The organism is Pseudomonas sp. FDAARGOS_380, from assembly GCF_002591235.1.
Lineage (GTDB): Bacteria > Pseudomonadota > Gammaproteobacteria > Pseudomonadales > Pseudomonadaceae > Aquipseudomonas > Aquipseudomonas salmasensis.
Window position 1 is genome coordinate 2,693,964 of the sequence record NZ_CP023969.1, and the last position, 25,060, is coordinate 2,719,023.

22 protein-coding genes are annotated in these 25,060 nt (G+C 61.3%); 8 read left to right on the plus strand and 14 right to left on the minus strand.

The window, feature by feature from the left end:
• Positions 1-36 precede the first annotated feature (36 nt).
• A complete protein-coding gene (gene lptE / locus CRN80_RS12790) occupies positions 37-642 on the minus strand; it encodes an LPS assembly lipoprotein LptE (RefSeq protein ID WP_098950278.1) in 606 nt (201 codons plus the stop codon).
• An 88-nt stretch (positions 643-730) separates the two neighbouring features.
• Positions 731-3,337 carry a leucine--tRNA ligase gene (gene leuS / locus CRN80_RS12795; protein ID WP_032895163.1) on the minus strand — a complete coding sequence of 869 codons (2,607 nt, stop codon included), beginning with the start codon at positions 3,335-3,337 and terminating at the stop codon, positions 731-733.
• A gap of 261 nt (positions 3,338-3,598) precedes the next feature.
• On the opposite strand from leuS, the gene CRN80_RS12800 reads away from it, so the two are divergent.
• Positions 3,599-3,904, plus strand: coding sequence for a hypothetical protein (locus CRN80_RS12800; protein WP_098950279.1), 306 nt, complete (start codon positions 3,599-3,601; stop codon positions 3,902-3,904).
• A 97-nt stretch (positions 3,905-4,001) separates the two neighbouring features.
• Positions 4,002-4,763: a YdcF family protein gene (locus CRN80_RS12805; protein WP_098950280.1), complete on the plus strand. Its 762-nt coding sequence runs from the start codon at positions 4,002-4,004 to the stop codon at positions 4,761-4,763.
• Positions 4,764-5,403: 640 nt separating this feature from the next.
• Here CRN80_RS12805 and lnt read toward each other — a convergent pair.
• From lnt to miaB, 5 genes are all read right to left on the minus strand, one after another.
• On the minus strand, positions 5,404-6,927 hold the full coding sequence (gene lnt, locus CRN80_RS12815; RefSeq protein ID WP_098950282.1) for an apolipoprotein N-acyltransferase: 1,524 nt from the start codon (positions 6,925-6,927) through the stop codon (positions 5,404-5,406).
• A gap of 8 nt (positions 6,928-6,935) precedes the next feature.
• Positions 6,936-7,775 (minus strand): HlyC/CorC family transporter, encoded by an 840-nt coding sequence (locus CRN80_RS12820; protein WP_003194444.1) that lies wholly within the window; start codon positions 7,773-7,775, stop codon positions 6,936-6,938.
• A 42-nt stretch (positions 7,776-7,817) separates the two neighbouring features.
• The gene (ybeY, locus tag CRN80_RS12825; RefSeq protein ID WP_044268940.1) at positions 7,818-8,276 is read right to left on the minus strand and encodes an rRNA maturation RNase YbeY; all 459 of its coding nucleotides are present in this window, start codon (positions 8,274-8,276) and stop codon (positions 7,818-7,820) included.
• Complete coding sequence (locus CRN80_RS12830; RefSeq protein WP_003194440.1) at positions 8,269-9,273, minus strand: PhoH family protein; 1,005 nt, start codon at positions 9,271-9,273, stop codon at positions 8,269-8,271. The genes ybeY and CRN80_RS12830 overlap by 8 nt, the downstream gene beginning before the upstream one ends.
• A 306-nt stretch (positions 9,274-9,579) precedes the next feature.
• Positions 9,580-10,908, minus strand: a complete 1,329-nt coding sequence (miaB, locus tag CRN80_RS12835) for a tRNA (N6-isopentenyl adenosine(37)-C2)-methylthiotransferase MiaB (RefSeq protein WP_044268938.1) — start codon at positions 10,906-10,908, stop codon at positions 9,580-9,582.
• Between the two features lie 130 nt (positions 10,909-11,038).
• Between miaB and CRN80_RS12840 the strand changes: the two genes are divergently transcribed.
• Positions 11,039-11,365, plus strand: a complete 327-nt coding sequence (locus CRN80_RS12840; RefSeq protein ID WP_003236992.1) for a DUF1820 family protein — start codon at positions 11,039-11,041, stop codon at positions 11,363-11,365.
• Between the two features lie 127 nt (positions 11,366-11,492).
• Here the strand turns inward: CRN80_RS12840 and CRN80_RS12845 are convergent, their stop codons facing one another.
• From CRN80_RS12845 to CRN80_RS12860, 4 genes are all read right to left on the minus strand, one after another.
• Positions 11,493-12,047: a tetratricopeptide repeat protein gene (locus CRN80_RS12845; RefSeq protein WP_003194434.1), complete on the minus strand. Its 555-nt coding sequence runs from the start codon at positions 12,045-12,047 to the stop codon at positions 11,493-11,495.
• A 225-nt stretch (positions 12,048-12,272) separates the two neighbouring features.
• Positions 12,273-13,556 (minus strand): glutamate-1-semialdehyde 2,1-aminomutase, encoded by a 1,284-nt coding sequence (gene hemL, locus CRN80_RS12850; RefSeq protein ID WP_098950283.1) that lies wholly within the window; start codon positions 13,554-13,556, stop codon positions 12,273-12,275.
• A gap of 11 nt (positions 13,557-13,567) precedes the next feature.
• Positions 13,568-14,197, minus strand: a complete 630-nt coding sequence (thiE, locus tag CRN80_RS12855; protein ID WP_078803893.1) for a thiamine phosphate synthase — start codon at positions 14,195-14,197, stop codon at positions 13,568-13,570.
• A 30-nt stretch (positions 14,198-14,227) separates the two neighbouring features.
• Positions 14,228-15,025, minus strand: coding sequence for a hydroxymethylpyrimidine/phosphomethylpyrimidine kinase (locus CRN80_RS12860; protein ID WP_098950284.1), 798 nt, complete (start codon positions 15,023-15,025; stop codon positions 14,228-14,230).
• Positions 15,026-15,300: 275 nt separating this feature from the next.
• On the opposite strand from CRN80_RS12860, the gene CRN80_RS12865 reads away from it, so the two are divergent.
• From CRN80_RS12865 to CRN80_RS12880, 4 genes are all read left to right on the plus strand, one after another.
• Positions 15,301-17,697, plus strand: coding sequence for a hybrid sensor histidine kinase/response regulator (locus CRN80_RS12865; RefSeq protein WP_098950285.1), 2,397 nt, complete (start codon positions 15,301-15,303; stop codon positions 17,695-17,697).
• 197 nt (positions 17,698-17,894) lie between these two features.
• Positions 17,895-19,547: an acyl-CoA dehydrogenase family protein gene (locus tag CRN80_RS12870; RefSeq protein WP_098950286.1), complete on the plus strand. Its 1,653-nt coding sequence runs from the start codon at positions 17,895-17,897 to the stop codon at positions 19,545-19,547.
• Positions 19,548-19,762: 215 nt separating this feature from the next.
• Complete coding sequence (amn, locus tag CRN80_RS12875; RefSeq protein WP_169918611.1) at positions 19,763-21,235, plus strand: AMP nucleosidase; 1,473 nt, start codon at positions 19,763-19,765, stop codon at positions 21,233-21,235.
• A gap of 71 nt (positions 21,236-21,306) precedes the next feature.
• The gene (locus CRN80_RS12880; RefSeq protein WP_056791964.1) at positions 21,307-21,942 is read left to right on the plus strand and encodes a pseudouridine synthase; all 636 of its coding nucleotides are present in this window, start codon (positions 21,307-21,309) and stop codon (positions 21,940-21,942) included.
• Here the strand turns inward: CRN80_RS12880 and CRN80_RS12885 are convergent.
• Together CRN80_RS12885 and CRN80_RS12890 are read right to left on the minus strand one after the other, a co-directional pair.
• Positions 21,937-22,146: a DUF2788 domain-containing protein gene (locus CRN80_RS12885; protein ID WP_016773053.1), complete on the minus strand. Its 210-nt coding sequence runs from the start codon at positions 22,144-22,146 to the stop codon at positions 21,937-21,939. The two genes, CRN80_RS12880 and CRN80_RS12885, sit on opposite strands and share 6 nt — an antisense overlap.
• Positions 22,147-22,372: 226 nt before the next feature.
• Entirely contained in the window at positions 22,373-22,852 is a 480-nt protein-coding gene (locus CRN80_RS12890; protein ID WP_003194418.1) for an Lrp/AsnC family transcriptional regulator, read from the minus strand.
• A 427-nt stretch (positions 22,853-23,279) separates the two neighbouring features.
• Between CRN80_RS12890 and CRN80_RS12895 the strand changes: the two genes are divergently transcribed.
• Positions 23,280-24,170 carry a DUF6515 family protein gene (locus CRN80_RS12895; protein ID WP_098950288.1) on the plus strand — a complete coding sequence of 297 codons (891 nt, stop codon included), beginning with the start codon at positions 23,280-23,282 and terminating at the stop codon, positions 24,168-24,170.
• On the opposite strand, the gene CRN80_RS12900 is transcribed toward CRN80_RS12895, so the two are convergent.
• Positions 24,167-25,060, minus strand: a complete 894-nt coding sequence (locus CRN80_RS12900) for a cation diffusion facilitator family transporter (protein ID WP_098950289.1) — start codon at positions 25,058-25,060, stop codon at positions 24,167-24,169. The two genes, CRN80_RS12895 and CRN80_RS12900, sit on opposite strands and share 4 nt — an antisense overlap.

Sequence of the window (25,060 nt, forward strand, 5' to 3'; positions counted from 1 at the left end):
CGGGGCGAACGGGGCGCCAGGGGCGCCCCGTCTGGCTTACTCGACAGGGACTTCAACAGGCGACTGTTTCGGCGTGTTGTCTTCATATTCCTGCGCGGCTTTCAGGGCGTCGGCGTCAGCCTTGGCCTTGTTGTCGGCCACTTGCTGCAGCTCAGCCAGTTTTTCCGGGGTGAGCATTTGCAGGCGAGTCATCATGCGCTGGATCAGCTCACGACGCATTTCCTTGCGCACCTGGATGGTCTCGGAGTCCGAACCCACGAGGTTGTTGCCGTCGTGGCTCACCACTTTCTGCACCTGGATCTTGTCACCCATCAGCGGCAACTGATCACGGCCTTGTATTTCGAACATCAGCGCCGTGTTCAGCTCGACGTCGGACGCACGGCCAGCACTGGCGTAGCTGATATTGCGCTGGGTTTCGCGCTCATCCGTCAGGATCAGTTTGTAGGTCGCGCCGTTGTACACGTGCACACCGCTGTTTTCCAGGGTCTGGCGCAGTTGGGTGACGGTTTCGCCGTAGGCGTTGCGGGCGCTGACGTCGAGTTCCTTGAGCGACAGCTCATTGGTGCCGGTGCCGCGCAGCTGGAAGCCGCAAGCGCTCAACAGCACGGCAAGGCTCATAACCAGCAGATTGCGTTTGATCATTTTGTTGCTCCCCTTGAAACCAGGTGGGCCTTCTCGGGCCCTAAAGGTTTAGTTCGGCGCGGGGCCCAAGCCCCGCGCCCGATCCGATTTAGCTGGCGACGATATTGACCAGTTTGCCGGGCACCACGATCACCTTGCGGATGGTCAGGCCTTCGGTAAAGCGCAGCACGTTCTCATTGATACGTGCAGCCGCTTCAACCTCTTCACGGCTGGCGCTGGCTGGCATGTCGATCTGGCCACGCAGTTTACCGTTAACCTGGATGACCAGTTGCAGCGTGTCCTGCACCAGGGCGCTGTCATCTTGCACCGGCCAGGCGGCATCAATGACGGCACCGCTGTGGCCCAGGCGGCTCCACAGTTCATGGCTGATGTGCGGCGTGATCGGCGCGAGCAACAGGGTAACTGTTTCCAGGCCTTCCTGGATCAGCGCACGGTCTTGTTCGGTCGCCTGCGGGGCTTTTTCCAGCACGTTCATCAGCGTCATCACCTGGGCGATGGCGGTGTTGAATTTGTGGTTCTGCCCGACGTCCTGGCTGGCCTGGCGGATAGCCAGGTGGATGCTGCGACGCACGGCTTTCTGCTCGTCGTTCAAGGCGCCGAGGTCCAGCTTGCCCGGCAGGCCCTGGCTGACATGGGCGTGGGCCAGGCGCCAGACGCGCTTGAGGAAACGGTGCGAGCCTTCGACACCCGAGTCGGACCATTCGGCGCTCATGTCAGGCGGCGAGGCGAACATCATGAACAGGCGGCAGGTGTCGGCGCCGAACTGATCGATCATCGACTGTGGGTCGACGCCGTTGTTCTTGGACTTGGCCATCTTCTCGGTGCCGCCGATTTCCACTGGCAGGCCGTCGGCTTTCAACTTGGCGCTGATGACCTTGGCTTTGCTGTCACGCTCAAGCTCGACATCCGCCGGGTTGAACCAGGTGTAGGCGCCATTGGCTTCGCGACGATAGTAAGTATCGGCGATCACCATGCCCTGGGTCAGCAGGTTCTTGAACGGCTCATCGGAGCTCACCAGGCCTTCGTCACGCATCAGCTTGTGGAAGAAGCGCGCGTACAGCAGGTGGAGGATGGCGTGTTCGATGCCACCGATGTACTGATCCACCGGCAACCAATGGTCGGCTGCGGATTTCTCCACCAGGCCACCTTCATAGTGCGGCGAGGCATAACGAGCGTAGTACCACGAGGACTCGACGAAGGTGTCCATGGTGTCGGTTTCACGCTTGGCCGGCGCGCCGCATTTAGGGCAACTGCACTCGTAGAACTCAGGCATGCGTGCCAACGGCGAGCCAGCGCCATCCGGCACTACGTCTTCTGGCAGCACGACCGGCAGTTGGTCTTCTGGCACCGGCACGTCACCACAGGTTTGGCAGTGGATGATCGGGATCGGGCAGCCCCAGTAGCGCTGGCGGCTGATGCCCCAGTCGCGCAGGCGGAACTGGGTGCGCGAGGCGCCGAGGTTTTTCTTGATCAGGGCCACTTCCATGGCGTCGAACGCGCCCTGGAAATCCAGGCCGTCGAATTCGCCGGAGTTGATCAGCGTGCCGTGCTCGCCGTAGGCGTCTTGCCACGGAGCGGGGTTGGTGTCACCCGAGCTGGTGCGCACGACCGACTTGATCGGCAGGTTGTATTTGGTGGCGAATTCAAAATCGCGCTCGTCGTGGGCCGGCACCGCCATGACGGCGCCATCGCCGTAGTGCATCAATACGTAGTTGGCGACCCATACCGGCAGCTTCTCGCCGGTCAGCGGGTGCTCGACGAACAGGCCGGTGGGCAGGCCTTTTTTCTCCTGGGTGGCGACGTCGGCTTCGGCCACGCTGCCGCCTTTGCATTCAGCGATGAATGCCTGCAGCTCAGGGTTGTTCTGTGCGGCCTGGGTGGCCAGCGGGTGCTCGGCGGCCACGGCGACGTAGGTCGCGCCCATCAGGGTATCGGGGCGGGTGGTGAACACTTTCAGTGCGCCCGCTTCGCCGATGGAGTCGACGTTGTACGGGAACTGCACTTCCATGCCCTTGGATTTACCAATCCAGTTGCGCTGCATGGTCTTGACCTGTTCAGGCCAGCCCGGCAGATCGTCGAGGCTCGACAACAGTTCATCCGCGTAGGCGGTGATCTTGAAGTAGTACATCGGGATTTCGCGCTTTTCGATCAGCGCGCCGGAACGCCAGCCACGACCGTCGATGACCTGTTCGTTGGCCAGTACGGTCTGGTCGATCGGGTCCCAGTTCACGGTGCCGCTTTTTTTGTAGATCACGCCTTTTTCGAACAGGCGAGTGAACAGCCATTGTTCCCAGCGGTAGTAATCGGGCTTGCAGGTGGTGACCTCGCGGGACCAGTCCACCGCCAGGCCCAGGCTGCGCAGCTGGGTCTTCATGTAGGCGATGTTTTCGTAGGTCCACTTGGCGGGCGCCACGTTGTTTTTCATCGCGGCGTTTTCTGCCGGCATGCCGAAGGCGTCCCAACCCATGGGTTGCAACACGTTCTTGCCGAGCATGCGCTGGTAGCGCGAAATCACGTCGCCGATGGTGTAGTTGCGCACGTGCCCCATGTGTAGCTTGCCGCTGGGGTAAGGGAACATCGATAGGCAGTAGTACGTCTCCTTGCCTGGCTGTTCACTGACTTCAAAGGACTTTTGCTCGTCCCAGAAGGTTTGGGCGGCATTTTCTATTTCACGGGGCTGATATTGTTCGTGCATGGCTACTTTTGAACTGGATAGGGGTGGCCTAATCCTCTTCGGTGCACTGTCCGGGTTGTTCGACACCAAGAAGCGGCGCGTCCGTGCCCAAACCCTGCGGGAAGTGGAGTTACAGGAAGCGCCGTAGCATACATGACCCCACTCTATCGAGGGAAACCCTGATTGCGCGGCAAGGGCCGTCTGTCGCGGCACCGGGCAGGCGCAGCAACGGGGGCTACGCTGTTTAGTGGGGAGCAAGTATTTCTTCAATGAGGTGAGGGGATGGTTGAATCGCAGCGAACTTTAACGAAACCGCAGTTGTATGAGGGATTGATCGACCGTTTGGGTCGGGCATTGGATGCCGCAAGAACCGCAGGCCGATTGCGTGATGAACGGCCTCTGGAGCTGGAGTTGCGAGGCTTGAGCCAGGCGGAGCTTGAATTGATCAATAACTACCTGGCGTTGAATCACGACCGCGCCTCCCATGGGCAGGCTTCCCCGCCCGCTCATTCGGCCAAGGTCATCTGGCTCAAAGACCTGGCGACCGGCCGCGGGCCAGAGAACTTGCGGTCCGTGCGGTGCAAGTGAGCCCCGCGTTATCCGTTAGCGTTATCAAAATGTTGTCGGTAAGGATTGTTGCAAAACCCCGTTGCATCTAGGCTTCGGGCATCTTTGGAGATGCCCGATGCCTTTTCGTTATTTCATTAAACAACTGTTGTTGCCGCCCGGTATTTTTCTGCTGTTGTTGGCGTGTGCCTGGTGGTTTCGCCACAGCCGTCCGCGCCTGGCGGGCTTGTGTTTTGCCCTGGGGCTTGGCGGGATGTGGTTGATCAGCCTGCCCGTGATGGTGCAGTGGGGCGCCCGTGCCCTGGAGACAGAGCCGCCTTTGGCCCGGGAAGACTGGGCTACATTGGCCCAGCGTGCCGACGCGATTGTGGTGCTGGGCTCGGGGCGCGAGCGTGGGGACATTGCGTGGGGCAGCGACCAGCCCACCGGTATTGGCCTGGAGCGTGAGCGTTTTGCCGCGCGGCTGGCCAAGGCATCCGGTTTGCCGGTGCTGACCAGCGGCGGCTTGCACTACGGCACGCCGCCCAGTGAGGCCGAGCTGATGGCGGTGTCGATGCAGGATGATTTCGGCGTTAGCGTGCGCTGGAAAGAAGAGCGCAGCCGCACCACCTGGGAAAACGCCCAGATGAGCGCCGAGATTTTGTTGCCGCAAGGTATCAAGCGGGTGGTGGTGGTGACCCAGGCCTGGCACATGCCGCGTTCGGTGTGGAGCTTTGAGAAAGCCGGCTTCACCGTGGTGCCGGGGCCGGTGGGCTTTTTGGGTGTGGACCATGGCCGGCCGCTGGGTGGCTGGATGCCGGACGTCAAGGCGGTGTGGCAAAGCGGGCAGTTGATCAATGAGGCGGTGGGGCAGGTGGGGTATCGGTTGTTCTACCGATAGGTGCAACACAGGAGATCAATTGGGGGAGCTGGCTTGCCTGCGATGGCGGTGGGTCATTGAACACTCAGGGCACTGATACACCGCTATCGCAGCATAGGTATCTACACAATTCTGCTGCGACGCTGAACTTGTGGCGAGGGAGCTTGCTCCCGTGACGACCGGATAGCCGACGCTGTTCTAACTGACGCACCGCGATCCAAATGTGGGAGCTGGCTTGCCTGCGAAGACGGCATGACAGTCAACACAGTTGGACCGTGTACATATCCATTGCTGCGGTAACGGCCACTTAGGGTTCCGCCCTGACGGCGGCTCACTTTTGAAAAGCGCAAAAGTAAGCAAAACGCTCTTGCCCCACCACTCGGCACCTCGCCTAGGCTCGGTGTGCCCGTAATTCGCCAGTGATTTGGGGGGCCGCCGCCACGCGCCATCCATGGCGCGGGGCGGCTAAACCGGCATCCCTGCCGGTTTACCCCCCAAATCCCTGTCGAATTCCGGCCAGCGTGGTTTAACGGGGCGCCTGAGATCAAAAGCAGATCAAGAGCAAGATCAAGAGCGGCTCGCTTCGCATCGTGGTTACCGTTGAGCGTTACAGTGTTGTGTAGATACCTATGGCTATCGCAGGCAAGCCAGCTCCCGCAGTTCAGAGCGTTTTGGACATTCGTGCAGCCAGCAGAGCCCAGCCAAACAATGCCAGGCACACAATGATCAACGGCCACGAGCGCCATTGCAGGTATGGCGTGAGGTTGTGCATCGGCACCACCTCCCCATAGAGAATGCCACGCTCGAACTGCGGGATCTGCGCGGTGATCTGCCCAAAGGGGTTGATCAGCCCGGTCACGCCGTTGTTAGTGGCGCGGATCATCCAGCGGCCAGCCTCCAATGCACGCATTTGCGCCATTTGCAGGTGCTGCAGCGGGCCGATGGAGCGGCCGAACCAGGTGTCGTTGCTGATGGTCAGCAGCAGGTCGCTCTGGGCCGACAGGCCGGCGGCGAATTCGGGGTATACCACTTCATAGCAAATGAACGGCGCAATCTGATAACCCTTGGCCTGCAGCATGGCCTGGTCAGAAGGGCCGCGGGCGAAGTCCGACATGGGTAGGTCGAAGAAGGCAATCAGCCCACGCAGCATGTCCTGCAGCGGCACGTACTCGCCAAACGGCACCAGTTTTTGCTTGAGGTAGGTGCCGTCGCCTTCGCCGACCACGGTGATGCCGTTGAAGTAGCGCTTCTGGTGGTGCACTTCCTGGCGAATCGGTACTCCGGTGATCAGCGCACTGTCCCGGTCGGCGGCAAACTTGCCCATCATGCCCAGGTAGCCCTCCACGGACTCCTTGAGCACCGGCACGGCGGTTTCCGGCCACACCAGCAAGTCGACACGCTTGGAACTCAGGCTCATATCGCGGTACAGCGCCAACTGTGCATTGAGCTGGTCCGGGTCCCATTTCATGCTTTGCTCGACGTTGCCTTGGATCGCGGCAACGCTCAGCGGCGCGCCAGACGGTGATGTCCAGGCGTGATGCTTGAGTGCCAGGCCAATGGCCCAGGGTGCAACCAGCAATAACAGACCCGTGCCGATGAAGGCATTGCGCTTGCTGGCCAGCAGGCGCGGCAGGTTGCACAGCAATGCGGCAGTGAGTGCGAGGGCGAAGGAAATCAGCCACATCCCACCCAATGGCGCGAGGCCGGTCAATGGCCCATCGAGTTGACTGTAACCGGAGTACAACCACGGGAAGCCGGTGAGGAACCAGCCCCGAAAGGCTTCCTGGCCGACCCACAGCGCGGCAAACGTCAATGCGTCCGCCAGTGGTGCTTCGTTACGGCGCAACCAGCGCGCCCATAGCCAGGCGGGCAGGGCGAAGAACCAGGCGATGGCGGCGGTGAACAGCAGCATCAGGAACCCCGCCAGCAGCACCGAAGCGCCGCCGAAGTGGTGGATGCTGTAGTAGATCCAACTGGTACCGGCGCCAAACAGGCCGAAGCCGAAACACCAGCCACGGCCCAGGGCCTGGCGGGGCGAGAGTTCCCGCAGGCCAATATAGAACAGGCCGACCGCTACCAGCGCCAACGGCCAGATATCGAACGGCGCCAGCGCCAGGGTTGTGATGGCGCCGGCCACCACGGCCAGCAAATTACCGGGCCAGCCGGGTGCGATCATACGGCGCATGTCAGTCCTTAGCGGGCGATAGGTGTCAATCGGATCAGATGGATACGCCGGCTATCAGCATTGAGGATGCGGAAGCGATAGGCGCCGATCTCGGTGGTTTCATTACGCTTGGGCAGATGCCCGAACGCACTCATCACCAGGCCGCCGACGGTGTCGAACTCATCGTCCGAGAACTCGCTGTCGAAGAACTCGTTGAAGTTCTCGATGGGCGTCAGCGCCTTGATCAGGAAATCACCGCTGGGCAGCGGCTTGATGTAGCTGTCTTCTTCGACGTCGTGCTCGTCTTCGATGTCGCCGACGATCTGCTCCAGCACGTCCTCGATGGTGACCAGGCCGGCCACGCCGCCGTATTCGTCAATCACAATGGCCATGTGATTGTGGTTGGCGCGGAACTCGCGCAGCAGCACATTCAGGCGCTTGGACTCGGGCACGAAGGTGGCCGGGCGCAGCAGGTCCTTGATGTTGAAGCTGTCACCGTTCTCCTTGAGGATCAACGGCAGCAGGTCCTTGGCCAGCAGGACACCCATGACATCGTCATGGCTTTCACCGATCACCGGGTAGCGCGAGTGCGCCGAGTCGATCACGGCCGGGAGGAATTCCCGTGGGGTCTGGGTCGCCTTGATGCTGATCATCTGCGAGCGCGGGACCATGATGTCGCGTACTTGCAGGTCAGCCACCTGAATGGCGCCTTCGACGATGGCCAGCGCTTCGCTGTCCAGCAATTTGTTCTGGTGTGCATCGCGCAGCAGCTCCAAGAGCTCCTGGCGGTTTTTCGGCTCGTGGGCAAAAGCCTGGGTCAGTTTACCCAGCCATGACTTCTGCCCGTTGCTCGATCGGTCTTCGCTCATAGCGATTACTCTAAATCCTTTGATATGACAGTTGAGTGTTGATCAGCTTTCGTCGTCTGCATACGGGTCGCGGTGACCCAGTTCTGCAAGCAACGTTCGTTCCAGCGCTTCCATTTCCCAGGCTTCGTCATCGTCTATATGGTCGTAACCCAAGAGATGCAAGCAGCCGTGGATGACTAGATGGGCCCAATGGGCCTCAAGTTCCTTGCCTTGTTCGGCAGCTTCTCGCTCGACCACCGCGACGCAGATCACCAGGTCGCCCAGCAGCGGGATATCCAGCAATTCGTCGGGCACATCGGCGGGGAAGGACAGCACGTTGGTGGCGTAGTCTTTCTGGCGCCAGGTGTGGTTCAGCTCACGGCCTTCGGCCTCGTCCACCAGACGAATGGTCAGCTCCGAGTCGGCGGTGCGCTGGCGCAAGGCCAGCTCACACCATTGGCGAAACTGGGCTTCGCTGGGGGCGGGCGCGTCGGTGGCCAGCTGCAGGTCTAGCTCAAGCATCGTGGCGAGCGTCCTTGGCGGGCGCGTCGTCGCGGTGTTCGAAACGCTCATAGGCTTCGACAATACGCTGCACCAGCGGGTGGCGTACCACGTCCTTGGGCATGAAGTGCGTGAAGCTGATACCCGGCACGTCCTTGAGCACCTCGATCACCTGGCCCAGGCCCGACTTGGTGCCCTTGGGCAGGTCGACCTGGGTGATGTCGCCCGTGATCACGGCGGTTGAGCCGAAACCGATACGGGTGAGGAACATCTTCATCTGCTCGACAGTGGTGTTCTGGCTTTCGTCGAGAATGATGAAGCTGTTGTTGAGCGTACGGCCACGCATGTAGGCCAGCGGGGCGATCTCGATCACCTGGCGCTCGATCAGCTTGGCCACGTATTCAAAGCCGAGCATTTCGTACAGCGCGTCGTAGAGCGGGCGCAGGTACGGGTCGATCTTCTGGGCCAGGTCGCCGGGCAGGAAGCCGAGCTTTTCGCCGGCCTCGACCGCTGGGCGCACCAGCAGGATGCGCCGCACTTGCTCGCGCTCCAGGGCGTCGACGGCGCAGGCCACTGCCAGGTAGGTCTTGCCGGTACCGGCCGGGCCGATGCCGAAGTTGATGTCGTTGCCGAGGATTTCCTTGACGTACTTCTGCTGATTCAAGCCGCGTGGGCGAATCATGCCTTTTTTGGTACGCAAGGCCACGCTGGCTTCGGCCACCGGGTTATTGGCCAGGTCTTGCACAGCCGATTCCTGCAGGTACAGGTGCACGGTCTCCGGCGACAGCTCGCTACCCTTGGTTTCACGGTAGAGACGGCGCAGCAGGTTTTCTGCAGACGTGGTGTGTTGGGGTTCACCAATGAGCTCGAACTGATTGCCGCGGTTGCGGATCTCGATGCTCAGGCGTTGTTCGATCAGGCGCAGGTGCTCGTCGAACTGTCCGCACAGGTTGGCGAAACGGCGAGCCTCAAAAGGCTCGAGGATAAAACGATGGGGTTCTGCTATGGGTGCGTTCAAGGTTGCTTTTAGCCGCCCTTTGGCTGATGAGGTGAGAGAGAGAATAACGCCAGGCGTCGGTGTGCGAAAGCACTTAAATAACCTGGCCCCACTCTCGATAAACCTGAAAAATCCCTGTGGGAGTTGGCTTGCCTGCTGTAGGAGCGAGCTTGCTCGCGAAAAACGTCAATGATAATGCGTGTTTGCTGAATGAGCGCGGCGCCGGTGAGTTTTTCGCGAGCAAGCTCGCTCCTACAAAAAAGCCTTAACTGACTGGCATTAAGGCAAGCCAGCTCCCACATTTTGATCTTCATCCGGTCAGCGAGATCAGTTGATCAGCGAGCCACGCAACGAGTGTGGCTGCGCCGCATCAATGTGCACATCGGCAAACTGGCCGATCAGCGTGGGATTGTCGCAGCGGAAGTTGACGATCCGGTTGTTCTCGGTACGCCCCTGCAATTCACCCGGGTCTTTCTTCGAATAATCGGTGACCAGGATGCGCTGGATCGAACCGACCATTTGTCGGCTGATTTCGAAGCCCTGCTGATTGAGACGATGTTGCAGCGCGTTCAAACGCTCTTTTTTCAACGCTTCCGGGGTTTCATCCAGCAGGTCGGCAGCCGGGGTGCCTGGGCGCTGGCTGTAGACGAACGAGTAGGAAAAGTCGAAACCGACGTCTTCGATCAGCTTCATGGTCTGCTGGAAATCTTTCTCGGTTTCACCCGGGAAGCCGACGATAAAGTCCGAGCTGATGCAGATACCCGGCACGGCGGCGCGAAGTTTGCGCAGTTTGGATTTGTATTCCAGTGCGGTGTGGTTGCGCTTCATCGCCGAGAGAATGCGGTCCGAACCCGATTGCACCGGCAAGTGCAGGTGCTTGACCAGCTCTGGCACTTCGGCGTGGGCCTGGATCAGGCTGTCGGAGAACTCCAGCGGGTGCGAGGTGGTGTAGCGGATGCGCTCGATGCCGTCGACGGCGGCGACCACGCGGATCAATTCCGCCAGGTCGGCCAGGCGCCCGTCATCGGTCAGGCCGCGGTAGCCGTTGACGTTCTGGCCCAGCAAGGTCACTTCGCGCACGCCGTTTTCAGCCAAGTGGATGATTTCCGCCAGCACATCGTCAAACGGCCGGCTGACTTCTTCGCCACGGGTGTAAGGCACCACGCAGAAGGTGCAGTATTTGCTGCAGCCTTCCATCACCGACACATAGGCGCTCGGCCCGTCGATGCGCGGTTCGGGCAGATGGTCGAATTTTTCGATTTCGGGGAACGACACGTCCACCTGCGGCAGCTTGGTGACGCGTGCGGCGTCGATCATTTCCGGCAGGCGGTGCAGGGTCTGCGGGCCGAACACCACATCGACATAGGGCGCGCGGTCGCGAATCGCGGCGCCTTCCTGGCTGGCCACGCAACCGCCGACGGCGATCACCATGTCCGGGTTGGCCAGTTTCAATTCACGCCAGCGACCCAGCTGCGAGTACACACGGTCCTGGGCCCGCTCGCGGATCGAGCAGGTATTGAGCAGGATCACGTCGGCATCTTCGGCGCGGGCAGTGACTTCCAGGGCCTGGTGTTCGCCCAGCAAGTCGACCATGCGCGAGCTGTCGTACTCGTTCATCTGGCAACCGTGGGTTTCGATGTAAAGCTTCTTGGCCATGGGAATCGTCAACTGGTGGTAAAGAACCGCGCATTATAGGGGGCATGCCCATTGGTTCCTAGCGCTGTGCATCGGGTGCCATGCTATAGTTCGCGCCCTCTTTTATATCCCCATGTGTTGTTCGCCCACCATGACCAAACGTGAAGCTCCAATCTATAAGGTGATTTTCCTCAACCAGGGCCAGGTGTTCGAAATGTACGCCAAGCAGATCTATCAAAGTGATCTGTGGGGCTTCCTGGAGGTGGAAGAGTTCGTCTTTGGCGAGCGCACCCAATTGGTGGTCGATCCGGGCGAAGAAAAGCTCAAGGCCCAGTTCGAAGGCGTGGTGCGCAGCTTTGTGCCGATGCATTCGATTGTGCGCATCGATGAGGTCGAGCGCCTGGGTACGCCGAAGATCAGTGAGGCTCGGGGCGTGAGCAATGTGATGCCGTTTCCGATGCCGATGCCTGAGAAGTAGGGCTTTAGACCGAGTGGTGCCTATCGCAGGCAAGCCAGCTCCCACATTCGACCGCGTTTCCATGTTGAAATGCAGTCAACTGTGGGAGCTGGCTTGCCTGCGATAGCGATGTAAGGTCTACAAAGAATCAGGGCAGGGGTGAGAACGGCGAACGCCCATCAGCACTCTGCAGTTCTTGCAGGTAGTTGCGGAAAATCTGCCCCAGCACCTGGGTTGCCACTTCCAGTTCATCGCGCTGCATGTGCTCGGCGACTTCGTCGGCGGTGTCCAGTGCGTCTTCAGCGCCGTTGACTGCGGCCATTTTCAGCACGATGTACGCCTGGACGTTGTTGGCCGGCACGCCTTCGCCTTTGAAGAACATGTTGCCCAACTGGTATTGCGCCTGGGCGTGGCCCTGCAACGAGGCTTTCTCGAAATAGCTCAACGCTTTGTTGAGATCAACGGCCGGGTTCTTGCTGTCGTGGTAGTACTCGCCCAACTCGTATTGCGCCTGCGCATCCCCGTCCTCGGCCTGTTTCTGGCACGCGCTCAGGGCTTCGGCCTGGCTGTCTGGCTGGGTATTGAGGGTGCAACGACCCATCGCTGGGATTAACAACGAGTTGCCGCCGGCCTGGGCATGTGCCAGTAGCGGTTGAAGGAGCAACAGGCAGCCCAGAACCAGGGTGCGGCCGGTGCGTTTCATGGGAATCGACTTACCTCTGACGGGGCGCGGGACCCTCGAGGGAGTCCAATAAGCGCGCATTATGAAATAAGCAGGCCTCTGCTTACAAAGTCTTTACTCGTTTTTCTGCTGCTTGGGCAAGTTATCTGCCGGATTGCAGGGCAATTCTCGAAAAAACCAGGAATTGTCTGTAAGCAAAGTAGCAAATCTGACGCTGCCAGGGGCAACGTCAGCGGTTGCCGTCACTTATTTCAGGGCCGCAAAGGCGCGCTCGGCAGCATCCAGGGTCAATTTCAGTTCGGCTTCGCCATGGGCGATCGACGTGAAGCCGGCTTCAAAGGCGCTCGGCGCCAGGTACACACCGCCTTCGAGCATCAGGTGGAAGAAGCGCTTGAACAGCTCGGCATCGCTGCCCATCACGTCATCGAAGGTGACGATATCGTCGGCGCCGCTGAAGTACAGGCCGAACATGCCACCGGCCTGGGTGGTCACGAACGGGATGCCGGCGGCGTCGGCGCGCTGTTGCAGGCCGTCGAGCATGCGCGTGGTGTAGTCGGTCAGCTCGGCGTGGAAGCCCGGGCGGCTGATCAAGCGCAGGGTGGTCAGGCCGGCGGCCATCGCCAGCGGGTTACCCGACAAGGTGCCTGCCTGGTAGACCGGGCCGAGCGGGGCGATGTGTTGCATGATCTCGCGCTTGCCGCCGAAGCAGCCTACCGGCATGCCGCCGCCGATGATCTTGCCGAAGGTGCTCAGGTCCGGCGTGACGCCGTAGTAAGCCTGGGCGCCACCAAGGGCGACCCGGAAACCGGTCATCACTTCGTCAAAAATCAGCACCACGCCATGCTTGTCGCACTGCTCGCGCAGGCCCTCAAGGAAACCCGGTGCCGGGGGCACGCAGTTCATGTTGCCGGCAACCGGCTCGACGATGATGCACGCCACGTCCTGGCCGACTTCGCTGAGCATCTGCTCGACGGCGGCGATGTCGTTGAACGGCAGGGTCAGGGTGTGCTTGGCGAACGCCGCAGGTACGCCAGCGGAATTGGGTACGCCTTGGGTCAGTGCGCCGGAGCCGGCTTTTACCAGCAGGCTGTCGGAGTGGCCGTGGTAGCAGCCTTCGAACTTGATGATGTTGTCACGGCCGGTAAAACCACGGGCCAGGCGGATCGCGCTCATGGTCGCTTCGGTGCCGGAGCTGACCATGCGCACCATCTCCATCGACGGCACGATCGAGCAGACCAGGTCGGCCATCTCGGTTTCCATCGCGGTTGGGGCGCCGTAGGACAAGCCGTGTTGCAGTTGCTGGCGCACCGCGTCCAGCACGTCCGGATGGCTGTGGCCGAGGATCATCGGGCCCCAGGAGCCGACGTAGTCGACATAGCGCTTGTCGTCTTCATCGGTGACGTAGGCGCCTTCGGCATGCTTGAAGAACAACGGCGTGCCGCCCACGCTCTTGAACGCACGCACGGGGGAGTTCACACCGCCGGGGATGTGTTTCTGGGCGTTGGCAAACAGGGTTTCGGAACGGGACATGATCGGGCTCTCTAAACTGAAGATTTAAGAAGATCGTTGAATGCACGGGCGCGGCGGGTGACTTCCTGGGTGCTGTCGGCACCGAACAGGCCATGGACCACGGCGAGCAGGTCGGCCCCATGGGCCACCAGCGGCTCGGCGTTTTCCAGGGTGACGCCGCCGATCACGCAGATCGGCAGGTGCAGGCGCTTGCGGGCCTGGGCCAGCATGTCAACGGTGGCGGCAGGTGCGCCGGGTTTGGTCGTGGAATTGAAGAAGCGGCCGAAGGCGACATAGCTGGCGCCTTCTTTGGCGGCCTGTTCGGCCAGTTCGATCTGGCTGTGGCAGGTGGCGCCGATGATCGCCTTAGAACCGAGCAGCGCGCGGGCCGGGGTCAGCGGGCCGTCGGTCTGGCCCAGGTGCACGCCGACGCCCAGGCGCGCGGCCAGTTCGGCATCGTCGTTGATGATCAATTGAGTCTTGTAGCGCGAGCACAGCTCATGCAGCTTTTCGGCTTCACGCAGGCGGCGTGCCTCGTCACTGCTCTTGTCGCGGTACTGCAACAGGGTGACGCCACCGTCCAGCGCCGCCTCGACGTAGGCGAGGAATTTGCCGGCCAACAGCTGGCTGTCGGTAATGGCGTAAAGGCCGCGTAGTTTCATCGGGCAAACCCCTTGCTGACGAGCGATAAGTTACGAGCAGAAATCCAGCGGCAATCGGCGCGGCACGAACTGGCCCTGGCCGAGTTGTTCGGCATCGCGCAGGGTACGCCACGTGTAGTTGAGGGCCGTTTGCACGGCGCTGGCCAAGCCTTCGCCCTGGGCAATGCGCCCGGCCAGCGCACTGGCCAAGGTGCAACCCGAGCCGTGATAACTGCCGGGCAAGCGCTGGCAAGTAAAGGTCTGGCGCGTGCCGTCGCGGCTGTACAAGCGGTTGTGCACTTCGTGCTCATCGCCATGGCCGCCGGTGATCAGCAGGTGCTTGATGTACGGCAACAGCTTCTCGGCGCAGTCGTCGGCGCTGCCGTCGGGCAGTTCCGCGAGGATCCGCGCTTCTGGCAGGTTGGGGGTGGCGATCAATGACAAGGGCAGCAGCCGCTCGCGCATCGCATAACCGACCTCGTCCTTGCCCAGGCTACCGCCACCGCCGGCGCGCAGCACCGGGTCGCAGACCACCGGCAAATGCGGGTGCGCCTGCAGCAGTTCGACCACAGTGTCGACCATCGCGGTGGAGCCGAGCATGCCCAGCTTGACCGCCGCGACTTCAGAGTCGCCGAGCACGGCATTGGCCTGGGCCAGTACCCACTCACGGTCAAGCACGCGGAAGTCACTGACATTGACGGTGTTTTGCACGGTCAACGCGGTGACGGCCGGGGCCGCGTGGCAGCTCTGGGCGAGCAGGGCTTCGATATCTGCCTGCAGGCCGGCGCCACCACTGGGGTCGTGGCCGGAGAGACAGAGGACAACGGGGCGAGAGCAGTAGATATTCATGGTGCGCGAGCTTACCACCAAACGCTTTTTGCGTGGCTGTATGGCGATGGCAGAAGTTTGCCGCTGCGGTGTCGCTTTGCGTGGCTGAAAACCGCAATGAAGTGGCCTGAAAGCATTGCCCTAGAGCCGTTCTAAAAAAAGTTCCGACAGTGGCTAATGGCTTTTACTGGCTATGCTAAAGTGCATCCAAACAACTTACTGTATCGCCGGTGTACGTCTTCTCAAAAGGAATGGGGGGCTTTTGACACAACCGGACCAGGCTACGCTGGGGCTCTATGCGCTATTTGCTGATTTTTTTATTGTGCGGGCTGCCGATGCTCGCCAGCGCCGTCGAGTTCAACCAGAACACGCGAAGCCTCCCGTTGGGCCGGGTCATGCAAGTGCTCGAAGACCCAACCGATGCCCTGACCATCGCCGATGTCAGTTCCCCCGCCTATGCCGCCCAGTTCAAGACCCACGACAAAGACACCCTCAATGCCGGCTATTCACGCTCGGTGTTCTGGCTGAAGGTCAACCTGCACTACACCGCCACAGATCCCCGCGCACCACGCAGCTGGTTTCTGGAACTGGCCTACCCGCCGCTCAATCGCCTGGACCTTTACCAGAACGACGGCACCGGGAATTACCGCCTCACCGCACGAACCGGCAGCGCGTTGCCGTTTTCCAGCCGAGAGGTGAGCCAGAGCAACTACCTGTTCAAGCTCAGCTTCTTGCCCGACCAGCAACAAACCGTCTACCTGCGCTTGCAAAGCCAAGGTTCGATCCAGGCACCGCTGACCTTGTGGGCCGGCACCGCCTACATGGAGGAGCAGCCGCTGCGCTTGTACGTGCTCGGCGCCATCTATGGTGTGTTGCTGGGCATGCTGATCTACAACCTGTTCATCTACCTGAGCGTGCGCGACACCAGCTACCTGTATTACATCCTCTATATCGCCTCGTTCGGCCTGTACCAGCTGTCGGTCAATGGTGTGGCGGTGGAGTACTTCTGGCCGAACAACCCGTGGTGGGCGAATGCCGCGGTGCCCTTCCTGATCGGCTCGGCGGCCTTGTTCGGCAGCCTGTTCGCGCGCAGCTTCCTGCACACCGCGCAGCACAGCCGCTGGCTCAACCGCATCCTGCTGGCGCTCGCGGCCTGTGGTGGTTTGGTGATGGCACTGGCGTTGTTGACCAGCTACGCCGTGGCCCTGCGCCTGGCCACTGCGCTGGCGCTGGTGTTTACCGTGACCATCTTCGTGGCGGCCATCAAGGCCTGGTATTGCGGGCAGCGCATGGCGCGTTATTTCATCATCGCCTGGTCGGCCTTTCTGCTCGGCGGGGTGGTCAATACCCTGATGGTGCTGGGTTACCTGCCTAACGTGTTCCTGACCATGTACGCCAGCCAGCTCGGCTCGGCCATTGAAGTGGCGCTGTTGTCCCTGGCCCTGGCCGACCGCATCAACGGCATGCGCGAACAGCAGGCACAGATTCTGCTCGATGCCAGCCAGAAACTCGAAGCGCTCAACCAGCAACTGGCCCGCAGCAACCGCCTCAAAGACGAATTTCTCGCCACCCTGACCCACGAACTGCGCACGCCGATGAACGGTGTGATCGGCTCGTTGGAGCTGATGCAAACCGTGTCATTGGACGATGACATGACGCAATACCAGCAAACCGCCGCTGGTTCGGCGCGGGACATGATGCGCATGGTCAACGGCATCCTCACCCTCACCGAGTTGCAGGCCGGTCGCCTGGTGGCCCAGCCGCAAGTGTTCAGCCTGCGCGGCACGCTCGACACCTTGCGCCAGCAGTTCACCGGCAGTGCCCAGAGCAAGGGCCTGGCGTTTTCCATTGATGTGGCCGATGAGGTGCCGGATCGGCTGATCGGCGATGCCGACAAATTGCTCCAGTGCCTGGATTGCCTGCTCGATAACGCCTTCAAATTCACCCACGTCGGCGCGGTGCGTTTGCGCGTGGTGGGCGTGCCCCAAGGGGATGGCGCCTTGCACCTAAGCTTTATCGTCACCGACACCGGTATCGGTTTTGCCTTTCTCGATGAAGCCACGCTGTATCAGCGCTTCTTCCAGCTCGATGGCTCGATGACGCGTGAATACGGCGGCCTGGGCATAGGCCTGGCGATCTGCCGGCAGTTGATCGAACTGCTGGGCGGGCGTCTGACCCACCATTCGGAACCCCGTAAAGGTAGCCGCTTCCAGTTGGAAGTGGACGTCTCGTTGCCGCAGCAGATGACGCCCGCCACGCAAACGCTGCCTGCACAGCGTGCGCCTCAGGAATGCACGGTGCTGCTGGTGGACGATAACAGCGTGGGCCAACTGGCGGTGCGTGGCATGTTGCTCAAGCTTGGTTATCGGGTCAAAACCGTGGACAGCGGCCCGGCGGCCCTCGCTGCATTGCAAGGGCACAGCTTCGACGCTGTGTTGCTGGACGTGCCTGAGGGTGGTTTCTCGTTGTGCTGCCAGATTCGCGCATTGCCCGGCTGCGGTGAATTGCCGGTGATCGCCCTGAGCACTTCGCCCAATGGCCCGGAGCGTGAGCGCTGCCATGGCATTGGCATGACGGACCGGCTGGCCAAACCGGTGCGTTTCGATGCTTTGCAGGCGGCGCTTGAGCGTAGCGTGCTGTGCGCGGATGAGGGTGAAAGCGCCGAACATTCGGCGCGTATGCCACTTTTTTAAGCGCAGTGGCAGTGCTTAACTGAAAAAACCGGCCTCAATCGATCTGTGTTTTTTTGTAGGAGCGAGCTTGCTCGCGAAGAACGTCAACGATAACGCGCCCCGCCTGGGTTAGCGCGTTGCTCTCAGGTTTTTCGCGAGCAAGCTCGCTCCTACAGGCAGCCTGAAATCGATGTGGCCTTTTTTCCAGGAGGCCCGTCATGAACCTGCATCAGTTTGCCGAAACCCACGACGTTACCAACCAGTCACCGTCCCTGGACGGCACCAACCTGTATCGCATCGACGTGCCTTTGCAGGAATGGTCGCGCCGCTTTGGCGCCGGCTGGGCTGAGTCGCGCATGGATGCCTACGGCGCGCTGGCGGGTGGGCCGTTGATGGTGGCGGGGTTCCTGGCCAACCAGAACAAGCCGGTGTTCAGCAGCCACGACCGTTATGGCCATCGCATCGACCTGGTGGAGTTTCACCCGGCTTATCATGAGCTGATGCGCACCGCCGTCGAACATGGCCTGCCGTCGTTGCCGTGGGCCCATCCGCAGGCTGGCGCCCATGTGGCACGTGCGGCGATGACCTACCTGCACAGCCAGGCCGAAGCTGGCAGCGGCTGCCCGCTGACCATGACCTTCGCCTGCGTCCCGGCTTTGCGCCTGCAACCTGCGCTGGCGGACTTCTGGCTGCCAAAAATCCTCAATACCCAGTACGACCCGCGCAATGTCGGCATCGCCCACAAGGCCGGCGCCACTATCGGCATGGCCATGACCGAGAAGCAGGGCGGCACCGACGTGCGCGCCAACACCACCCGCGCTTACCCCGTGGGCGCGGGCGGCCCCGGCCAAGCCTACGAGCTGGTGGGGCATAAGTGGTTTTGCTCGGCGCCGATGTGCGATGGCTTTCTGACCTTGGCCCAGACCGACAAGGGCCTGACCTGTTTCCTGCTGCCTCGGCACCGCCCGGATGACACGCGCAACGAGTTCTACATCCAGCGTTTGAAGAACAAACTCGGCAACTGCTCCAACGCCTCCAGCGAAGTGGAATTTCGCGGCGCCCTGGCGTGGATGGTCGGCGAAGAAGGCCGCGGCGTTCCAACCATCATCGAAATGGTCGCCATGACGCGCTTCGATTGCATGGTCGGCTCCAGCGCCTTGATGCGCCAGGCGCTGACCCAGGCCAGCCATCACTGCGCCCATCGCCAGGTGGGTGGCCGCGTGCTCAGCGAGCAGCCGCTGATGCAGAACGTGTTGGCCGACCTGGCCCTGGAAAGCGAAGCGGCCCTGGCCTTGAGCCTGCGCATGGGGCGCGCCCTGGATCATCTGGATGATGCGCATGAAGCCAAATTCGCCCGGCTGGTCACGGCCGTGGGCAAATACTGGATCTGCAAGCGCGCACCCGCGATGATCAACGAAGCCGCTGAATGCATGGGCGGTGCCGGGTATGTGGAAGACAGTATCCTGCCGCGCCTTTACCGCGAGGCACCGGTGAATTCGACGTGGGAAGGTTCCGGCAATGTGCAGTGCCTGGACGTATTGCGTGCACTGTCCAAAGAGCCCGGTGTGCTTGAGGTGCTGTTTGTCGAACTGGGCGATGGCCACGGCCACAAACAGTTGGCGCGGCATATCGAGCAGTTGAAGGCGGCGTTCATGGACACCCAGGACATCCAGTATCGGGCGCGGCAACTGACCGAGGACATTGCCCTGGCGTTGCAGGCCAAGTTGTTGCTGGAGGCGGGTAATGCGGCGGTCAGCGATGGGTTTATCGCCAGCCGGTTGGGTGAGTCGTCGGGGCGGGTATACGGCACCTTGCCGCGTGGCGTCGACGTGGAAGCGATTGTCGCCCGCTCAACCCCGACGTTTCCTTGAATAAACACGGTCAACTGTAGGAGCGAGCTTGCTCGCGAAAAACGTCAACGATAACGCGTGTTTCCTGAATAAACGCGGCGCCTATGGGTTTCTCGCGAGCAAGCTCGCTCCTACATGGTATTACCCCCTCCCACATTTTAAGGTGCATTCCAATCCTGTGGTTTCGGTGAAGCCTGGATACAGGCAAGATAAAGGCCTGCAAGTCAGAACACAGGATGCTTACCGTGACCGAAGCTTTTGTTGTCGTTAAAACCGCCGAAGAAGCCGTGGACCGGCTGGCGGCGCTGCATGAGCGTGCCACTGGCGCGCTCAACCAGGCGCTCAAGCAATACCTCAAGGACCGCGTCGAGCCCGACGCCGCGCAGCGCGCATTGTTTCGCTACCCGGAACTGCGCCTGACCTACCACTGCCACGGTGAAGTCCCACAAACCACTCGGGCGTATGCCAAGGTGCAACTGCCGGGTACCTACAGCGTCACCGTGACCCACCCGGCCGCGTTCCGTAAGTACCTGCTGGAGCAACTGGTGCCGCTGATGCACGACTTCACCGTGACGGTGGAAGTGGGCGTCAGCCAGCAGAACATTCCGTACCCCTATGTGGTGGAGCAGGGTGATGAACTGGCCGGCTCCGGCGTCACTGCCGCGACCCTGGCTCGCGTGTTCCCCAGTACCGACCTGTCTGCCGCCACCGACGGCATTGCCGATGGCCTGTACGACTGGGAAAACACCGACCCGTTGCCCCTGGCCCTGTTCGATGCCGCCCGCGTGGACTTTTCCCTGCGCCGCCTGGTGCATTACACCGGCAGCGACTGGCGCCATGTACAGCCGTGGATCCTGCTGACCAACTACCACCGCTACGTGGACCAGTTCATCCTGCATGGCCTGGAGCAACTGCGCAGTGACCCGCGTTTTATCCGCATGATGCTGCCCGGCAACGTGGTGATCGACAAGAGCATGGACCACGGCGAAGCCTCGGCCATTGCTGCCGGCGTGGTATGGCACCGCTACCAGATGCCGGCGTATCACCTGCAGGCCACTGACGGCCACGGCGTGACCCTGGTGAACATCGGCGTGGGCCCGTCCAACGCCAAGAACATCACCGACCACTTGGCCGTACTGCGCCCGCATTGCTGGCTGATGATCGGCCACTGCGGCGGCTTGCGCCAATCCCAGACCATCGGCGACTACGTACTGGCCCACGCCTACATGCGCCGCGACGGGATTCTGGACCGTGTAGTACCGCCGAACATCCCGATTCCGGCCCTTGCTGAAGTGCAGCTGGCGCTTCAGCAGGCGGCGGCCAAGGTCACTGGCGAAAAAGGCGAAGAGCTGAAAAAACGCCTGCGCACCGGCACCGTGCTGACCTACGACGACCGGAACTGGGAACTGCGCTGGGCCCAGGAGCGCCCGTTGATCAACCTGTCCCGCGCCGTGGCCGTGGACATGGAAAGCGGCACCATCGCCGCCCAGGGTTACCGTCTGCGCGTGCCTTACGGCACCTTGTTGTGCGTATCGGACAAACCCTTGCACAGCGAGATCAAGCTGCCAGGCTCGGCCAACGCGTTCTATGAGCGTGCGGTCAGCCAGCACTTGAAGATCGGCATCGAGGCGGTCGACCTGTTGCGCACCGAACTCAACTCGTTGCACTCGCGCAAACTGCGCAGCTTCGACGAGCCGCCGTTCCGCTAAGCGGTTGGGATGGTCATTTAGCGGTCAGGCCACTAGCATTGTCGGTCCTGACCGTTAGATGTTCCTTTGCCATGTCCCGTCCCACTCGTCCCGATTCGCGCCGCCCTGGCGTGAAACCACCGTACTCTGCCGCTCGCCGCGTTGCCAAGGCGCCACCGGCCGAGCCGAAGTTGATCCTGTTCAATAAACCTTTCGACGTGCTGACCCAGTTCAGCGACGAAGGCGGGCGCGCGACCCTCAAGGACTTTATTGATATTCCCGGTATTTACCCGGCAGGGCGCCTGGACCGGGACAGCGAGGGCCTGCTGCTGTTGACCAACGATGGCCAGCTTCAGGCGCGGATTGCCGACCCCAAGCACAAGTTGGCGAAAACCTACTGGGTACAGGTAGAAGGCGAGCCCACCGAAGAACAGCTGCAACGCCTGCGTGACGGCGTGGAGCTCAACGACGGCATGACCTTGCCCGCCGAGGCACGGCAACTGGATGAACCGGCATTATGGCCGCGCAACCCGCCAGTACGTTTTCGTAAAAGCGTGCCCACCCACTGGCTGGAACTGGTGATTCGCGAAGGGCGTAACCGCCAGGTACGGCGCATGACCGCGGCGGTAGGCTTGCCGACCCTGCGCCTGGTGCGCGTGCGTATTGGTGAGTGGTCGATCGACGGCCTGGATCAAGGCCAGTGGAAGGCAGTGCCGGCGCGCTTATAACGCCCCGGATTCGATCAGGCCGATCACCACGCTCTTGATGATGAACGCCGCCACGCCCAGCCCCAGCACGAAAAACAGGATGAACGAACCAAAGCGCCCGGCCTTGGATTTCTTCGCCAGGTCCCAGACGATAAAGCCCATGAAAATGATCAGGATGCTGACCAGGCCAGTCATCATCCATTCTTCAAACAGGGCGGGATCGATGTTGTTCATGAGGCTCTTCCGACAAGACAAGCGAGCAGTATACGGCAGCGTCACACCGGCAACATTGACCTGAGTCCTGCACGGTCAAACTGTGGGGGGCTGATGCCATTGTAGGAGCGAGCTTGCTCGCGAAAAACTCACAGACGCCGCGTTCATTCAGAAGGCAGGCGTTATCGTTAACGTTTTTCGCGAGCAAGCTCGCTCCTACAGTTGAACATTGTTGTTCTCAGGTGCGTAGGTGGGTCAGGGGCAGTTCGGTGCTGTTCAGTACCTGGTTCAGCACAAAGCTGGAACGCACGCTGGTCACGCCTTCAATCCGCGTCAGGTGGCCCAGCAGCAGCTTCTGATAATGGTCCATGTCCGGCACCACTACCTTCAGTTGATAGTCCGCATCCATGCCGGTCACCAAACTGCATTCCAGCACTTGCGGCAAGGTGCGGATGGCGGCTTCGAAGTTTTCGAAGCGCTCTGGCGTGTGACGGTCCATGCCAATCAATACATAAGCCGTGAGGCTCAGGCCGAGCATCTTGCGGTCGAGCAGGGCGACCTGGCGGGCGATGTAGCCGTCGTCTTCCAATTGCTTGACCCGGCGCGAGCAGGGCGAAGGCGACAGGCCGATGCGTTCGGCCAGCTCCTGGTTGGAGATCCTCGCGTCGCGCTGCAATTCCGCCAGAATACTCAGGTCGTATCGGTCAAGCTTGCTCATTGGGTTGGCCTTTGTCGTAACTATTGCGGTGAATTATCCATGAAGGGTTAAAAATTGCGCAAGCACTGTTTATTGACGCAATCTTCGCAATCCTCTGCCCGCCCGGCACGCCTATGATTACCAACAGAATCACCGCCTGGACAACAGTCCACAGCAGCGCGCCCAATCAGGCCCGTTGCGGCCGCCGCCCCAGCAGGGTTGAGCCGGCCTCCAGGCTGCACACTGTCCACAAGACGGCGTGAGGTGAGCCAACGTCAAAAGCGTTGAGCCAGGACGAAATTCTCAAGGGGTGGCCGACGGGTCACCCCTTTTTCTTTGTGCGCGTTTTGCCTTCAGAAAATAGTTCTCGTGACTGATAACCTGTCTCAGAACCGGGCGAGGCTTTTCCAGTCTCATGATCAAGCCCCAATCCGCAGTGAGGAAAAGCATGAAGCGCATCTGGCGTATGGCAGGTGTTGGTTTGCTGGTGGTCAGCGTCGGCTCCCAGGCAATGGCCGACGAACGTGATAACTCACCGGGCCAGGGGCGTGGGCCGCAGGGGCAGCATGAACAGCATGAACGGGGCCCCGAAGGTGGGCCGCGGCCGGAGCATAACCTGCCGATCCAGGGCCGGCCCGATACGGTGCGCCAGACCCAGGAGCCGCGCCCGGGTTATTACCGTGATATCCCCCGACGCAACGATGACAACAGGCATTGGGAGGCCGGTGGCCCTGGTGCGCGTCCAGGCAATGACCATCCCAACGATAACCGTTGGCCAGGTCGCCCCGACGGTCATGGCAATGGCTGGGGCCCAGGCCCGCAGCATCGCCCCGGTTATGTCATCGACCGTTTCCCAGACCGCAATTACCGCGTGCCTTACCGTGGCCAGGATTACTTCTACTCGGGTGGCTACTGGTATCGCCCCCAAGGCCCTCGCTACGTAGTGGTGACGCCGCCCTATGGCATTCGCGTGCATTACCTGCCGGACTACGCGCGTGAAGTGTGGGTAGGCGGCTCGCTGTTGTTCCTCGCCGCAGGCGCCTATTACGCCTATGAGCAAAGCACCCAGCAATACGTAGTGGTGCAGCCGCCGGCGCAAGTGCCATCACCCCAGCCAGCGCCGCAAGGCAACGGCTATGACGTAGTGGCTTACCCGGCCAACGGCCAGTCGCCCGCCCAGGTCCAGCAGGACGGCTACGACTGTTATCGCTGGGCGGTGCAGCAAAGTGGCTTCGACCCGCGCACCGTGACCTACGCCCCGGACCCTGCAGTGGTGCAAACCTACCGCCAAGCCCAGGGCAACTGCCTGGGCAGCCGCGGGTATCAGGTGCAGTACTAGGCCTTGTTGCCGGTGACCACTTCCCGTGGGTCGGCGTGCACCAGCACTTCGGCTCTCGGGTATTCCCGGTGAATGGCATCAGCGGCCTGGTCGCTGATGCCGTGGGCCACCGACAGGGTCAATTCCCCCGGCAATTCCAGATGCAATTGCACAAACCAGTGATTACCGGAAACCCGCGTGCGCAAGTCGTGGGCACCCAGCACGCCGGGCACGCCACGGGCCAGTTCCAGCATGTGCTGGCTGACGTCTAGCGGTAACTCTTCATCCATCAGCACGGCAAAGCTTTCCCGGGCGATCTGGATCGCGCTCCACAGGATGTAGGCGGCGATTCCCAGGCCGAACCAGGCGTCGACCTGATGAAAGCCAAAACCTGCCAACACCAGCGCAATCAGGATGCTGCCATTGAGCAGCAAATCTGAACGGTAGTGCAGCGAGTCGGCACGCACCGCGTTGGAGCCGGTCTCGCGCACCACTCGGTGTTGCAGCATCAGCAGGGCCACGGTCAGCGCCAGGGACAAAATAATTACGCCGATACTCAGCCACGGTGCGCCGACCGGCTCCGGATGCTTGAGCCGTTCATACGCCTGCAGCGCAATCAGCACCGCACTGCCGGCGATAAACAAGGCCTGCGCCATCCCCGCCAGCGACTCCGCCTTGCCATGCCCATAGCGGTGATCGTCATCGGCCGGGCGCAGGGCGTAATGCACTGCCAGCAAATTCAACAGCGACGTCACGCCGTCGAGCAGTGAGTCGGTCAACCCGGCGAGCATGCTCACCGAGCCGCTGAGCCACCAGGCGATGGCCTTGGTCACAATCAGCACACAGGCCACGCCCACCGAGGCGCGGGTGGCCAGGCGCAAGAGCCTTGCGTGTTCGGGGCTGCTGGTCAT

Bases quoted from the DNA above. Each gene is read 5' to 3' on its own strand.
- CRN80_RS12880 (WP_056791964.1), top strand. From the start codon at position 21,307: ATGTCCCGTCCCACTCGTCCCGATTCGCGCCGCCCTGGCGTGAAACCA.
- CRN80_RS12845 (WP_003194434.1), bottom strand. From the start codon at position 12,047: ATGAAACGCACCGGCCGCACCCTGGTTCTGGGCTGCCTGTTGCTCCTT.
- CRN80_RS12800 (WP_098950279.1), top strand. From the start codon at position 3,599: ATGGTTGAATCGCAGCGAACTTTAACGAAACCGCAGTTGTATGAGGGA.
- CRN80_RS12895 (WP_098950288.1), top strand. From the start codon at position 23,280: ATGAAGCGCATCTGGCGTATGGCAGGTGTTGGTTTGCTGGTGGTCAGC.
- CRN80_RS12805 (WP_098950280.1), top strand. From the start codon at position 4,002: ATGCCTTTTCGTTATTTCATTAAACAACTGTTGTTGCCGCCCGGTATT.
- lptE (WP_098950278.1), bottom strand. From the start codon at position 642: ATGATCAAACGCAATCTGCTGGTTATGAGCCTTGCCGTGCTGTTGAGC.
- amn (WP_169918611.1), top strand. From the start codon at position 19,763: ATGCTTACCGTGACCGAAGCTTTTGTTGTCGTTAAAACCGCCGAAGAA.
- ybeY (WP_044268940.1), bottom strand. From the start codon at position 8,276: ATGCTTGAGCTAGACCTGCAGCTGGCCACCGACGCGCCCGCCCCCAGC.
- CRN80_RS12820 (WP_003194444.1), bottom strand. From the start codon at position 7,775: ATGAGCGAAGACCGATCGAGCAACGGGCAGAAGTCATGGCTGGGTAAA.
- miaB (WP_044268938.1), bottom strand. From the start codon at position 10,908: ATGGCCAAGAAGCTTTACATCGAAACCCACGGTTGCCAGATGAACGAG.
- CRN80_RS12840 (WP_003236992.1), top strand. From the start codon at position 11,039: ATGACCAAACGTGAAGCTCCAATCTATAAGGTGATTTTCCTCAACCAG.
- leuS (WP_032895163.1), bottom strand. From the start codon at position 3,337: ATGCACGAACAATATCAGCCCCGTGAAATAGAAAATGCCGCCCAAACC.
- hemL (WP_098950283.1), bottom strand. From the start codon at position 13,556: ATGTCCCGTTCCGAAACCCTGTTTGCCAACGCCCAGAAACACATCCCC.
- thiE (WP_078803893.1), bottom strand. From the start codon at position 14,197: ATGAAACTACGCGGCCTTTACGCCATTACCGACAGCCAGCTGTTGGCC.
- CRN80_RS12900 (WP_098950289.1), bottom strand. From the start codon at position 25,060: ATGACCAGCAGCCCCGAACACGCAAGGCTCTTGCGCCTGGCCACCCGC.
- CRN80_RS12870 (WP_098950286.1), top strand. From the start codon at position 17,895: ATGAACCTGCATCAGTTTGCCGAAACCCACGACGTTACCAACCAGTCA.
- CRN80_RS12860 (WP_098950284.1), bottom strand. From the start codon at position 15,025: ATGAATATCTACTGCTCTCGCCCCGTTGTCCTCTGTCTCTCCGGCCAC.
- lnt (WP_098950282.1), bottom strand. From the start codon at position 6,927: ATGCGCCGTATGATCGCACCCGGCTGGCCCGGTAATTTGCTGGCCGTG.
- CRN80_RS12890 (WP_003194418.1), bottom strand. From the start codon at position 22,852: ATGAGCAAGCTTGACCGATACGACCTGAGTATTCTGGCGGAATTGCAG.
- CRN80_RS12865 (WP_098950285.1), top strand. From the start codon at position 15,301: ATGCGCTATTTGCTGATTTTTTTATTGTGCGGGCTGCCGATGCTCGCC.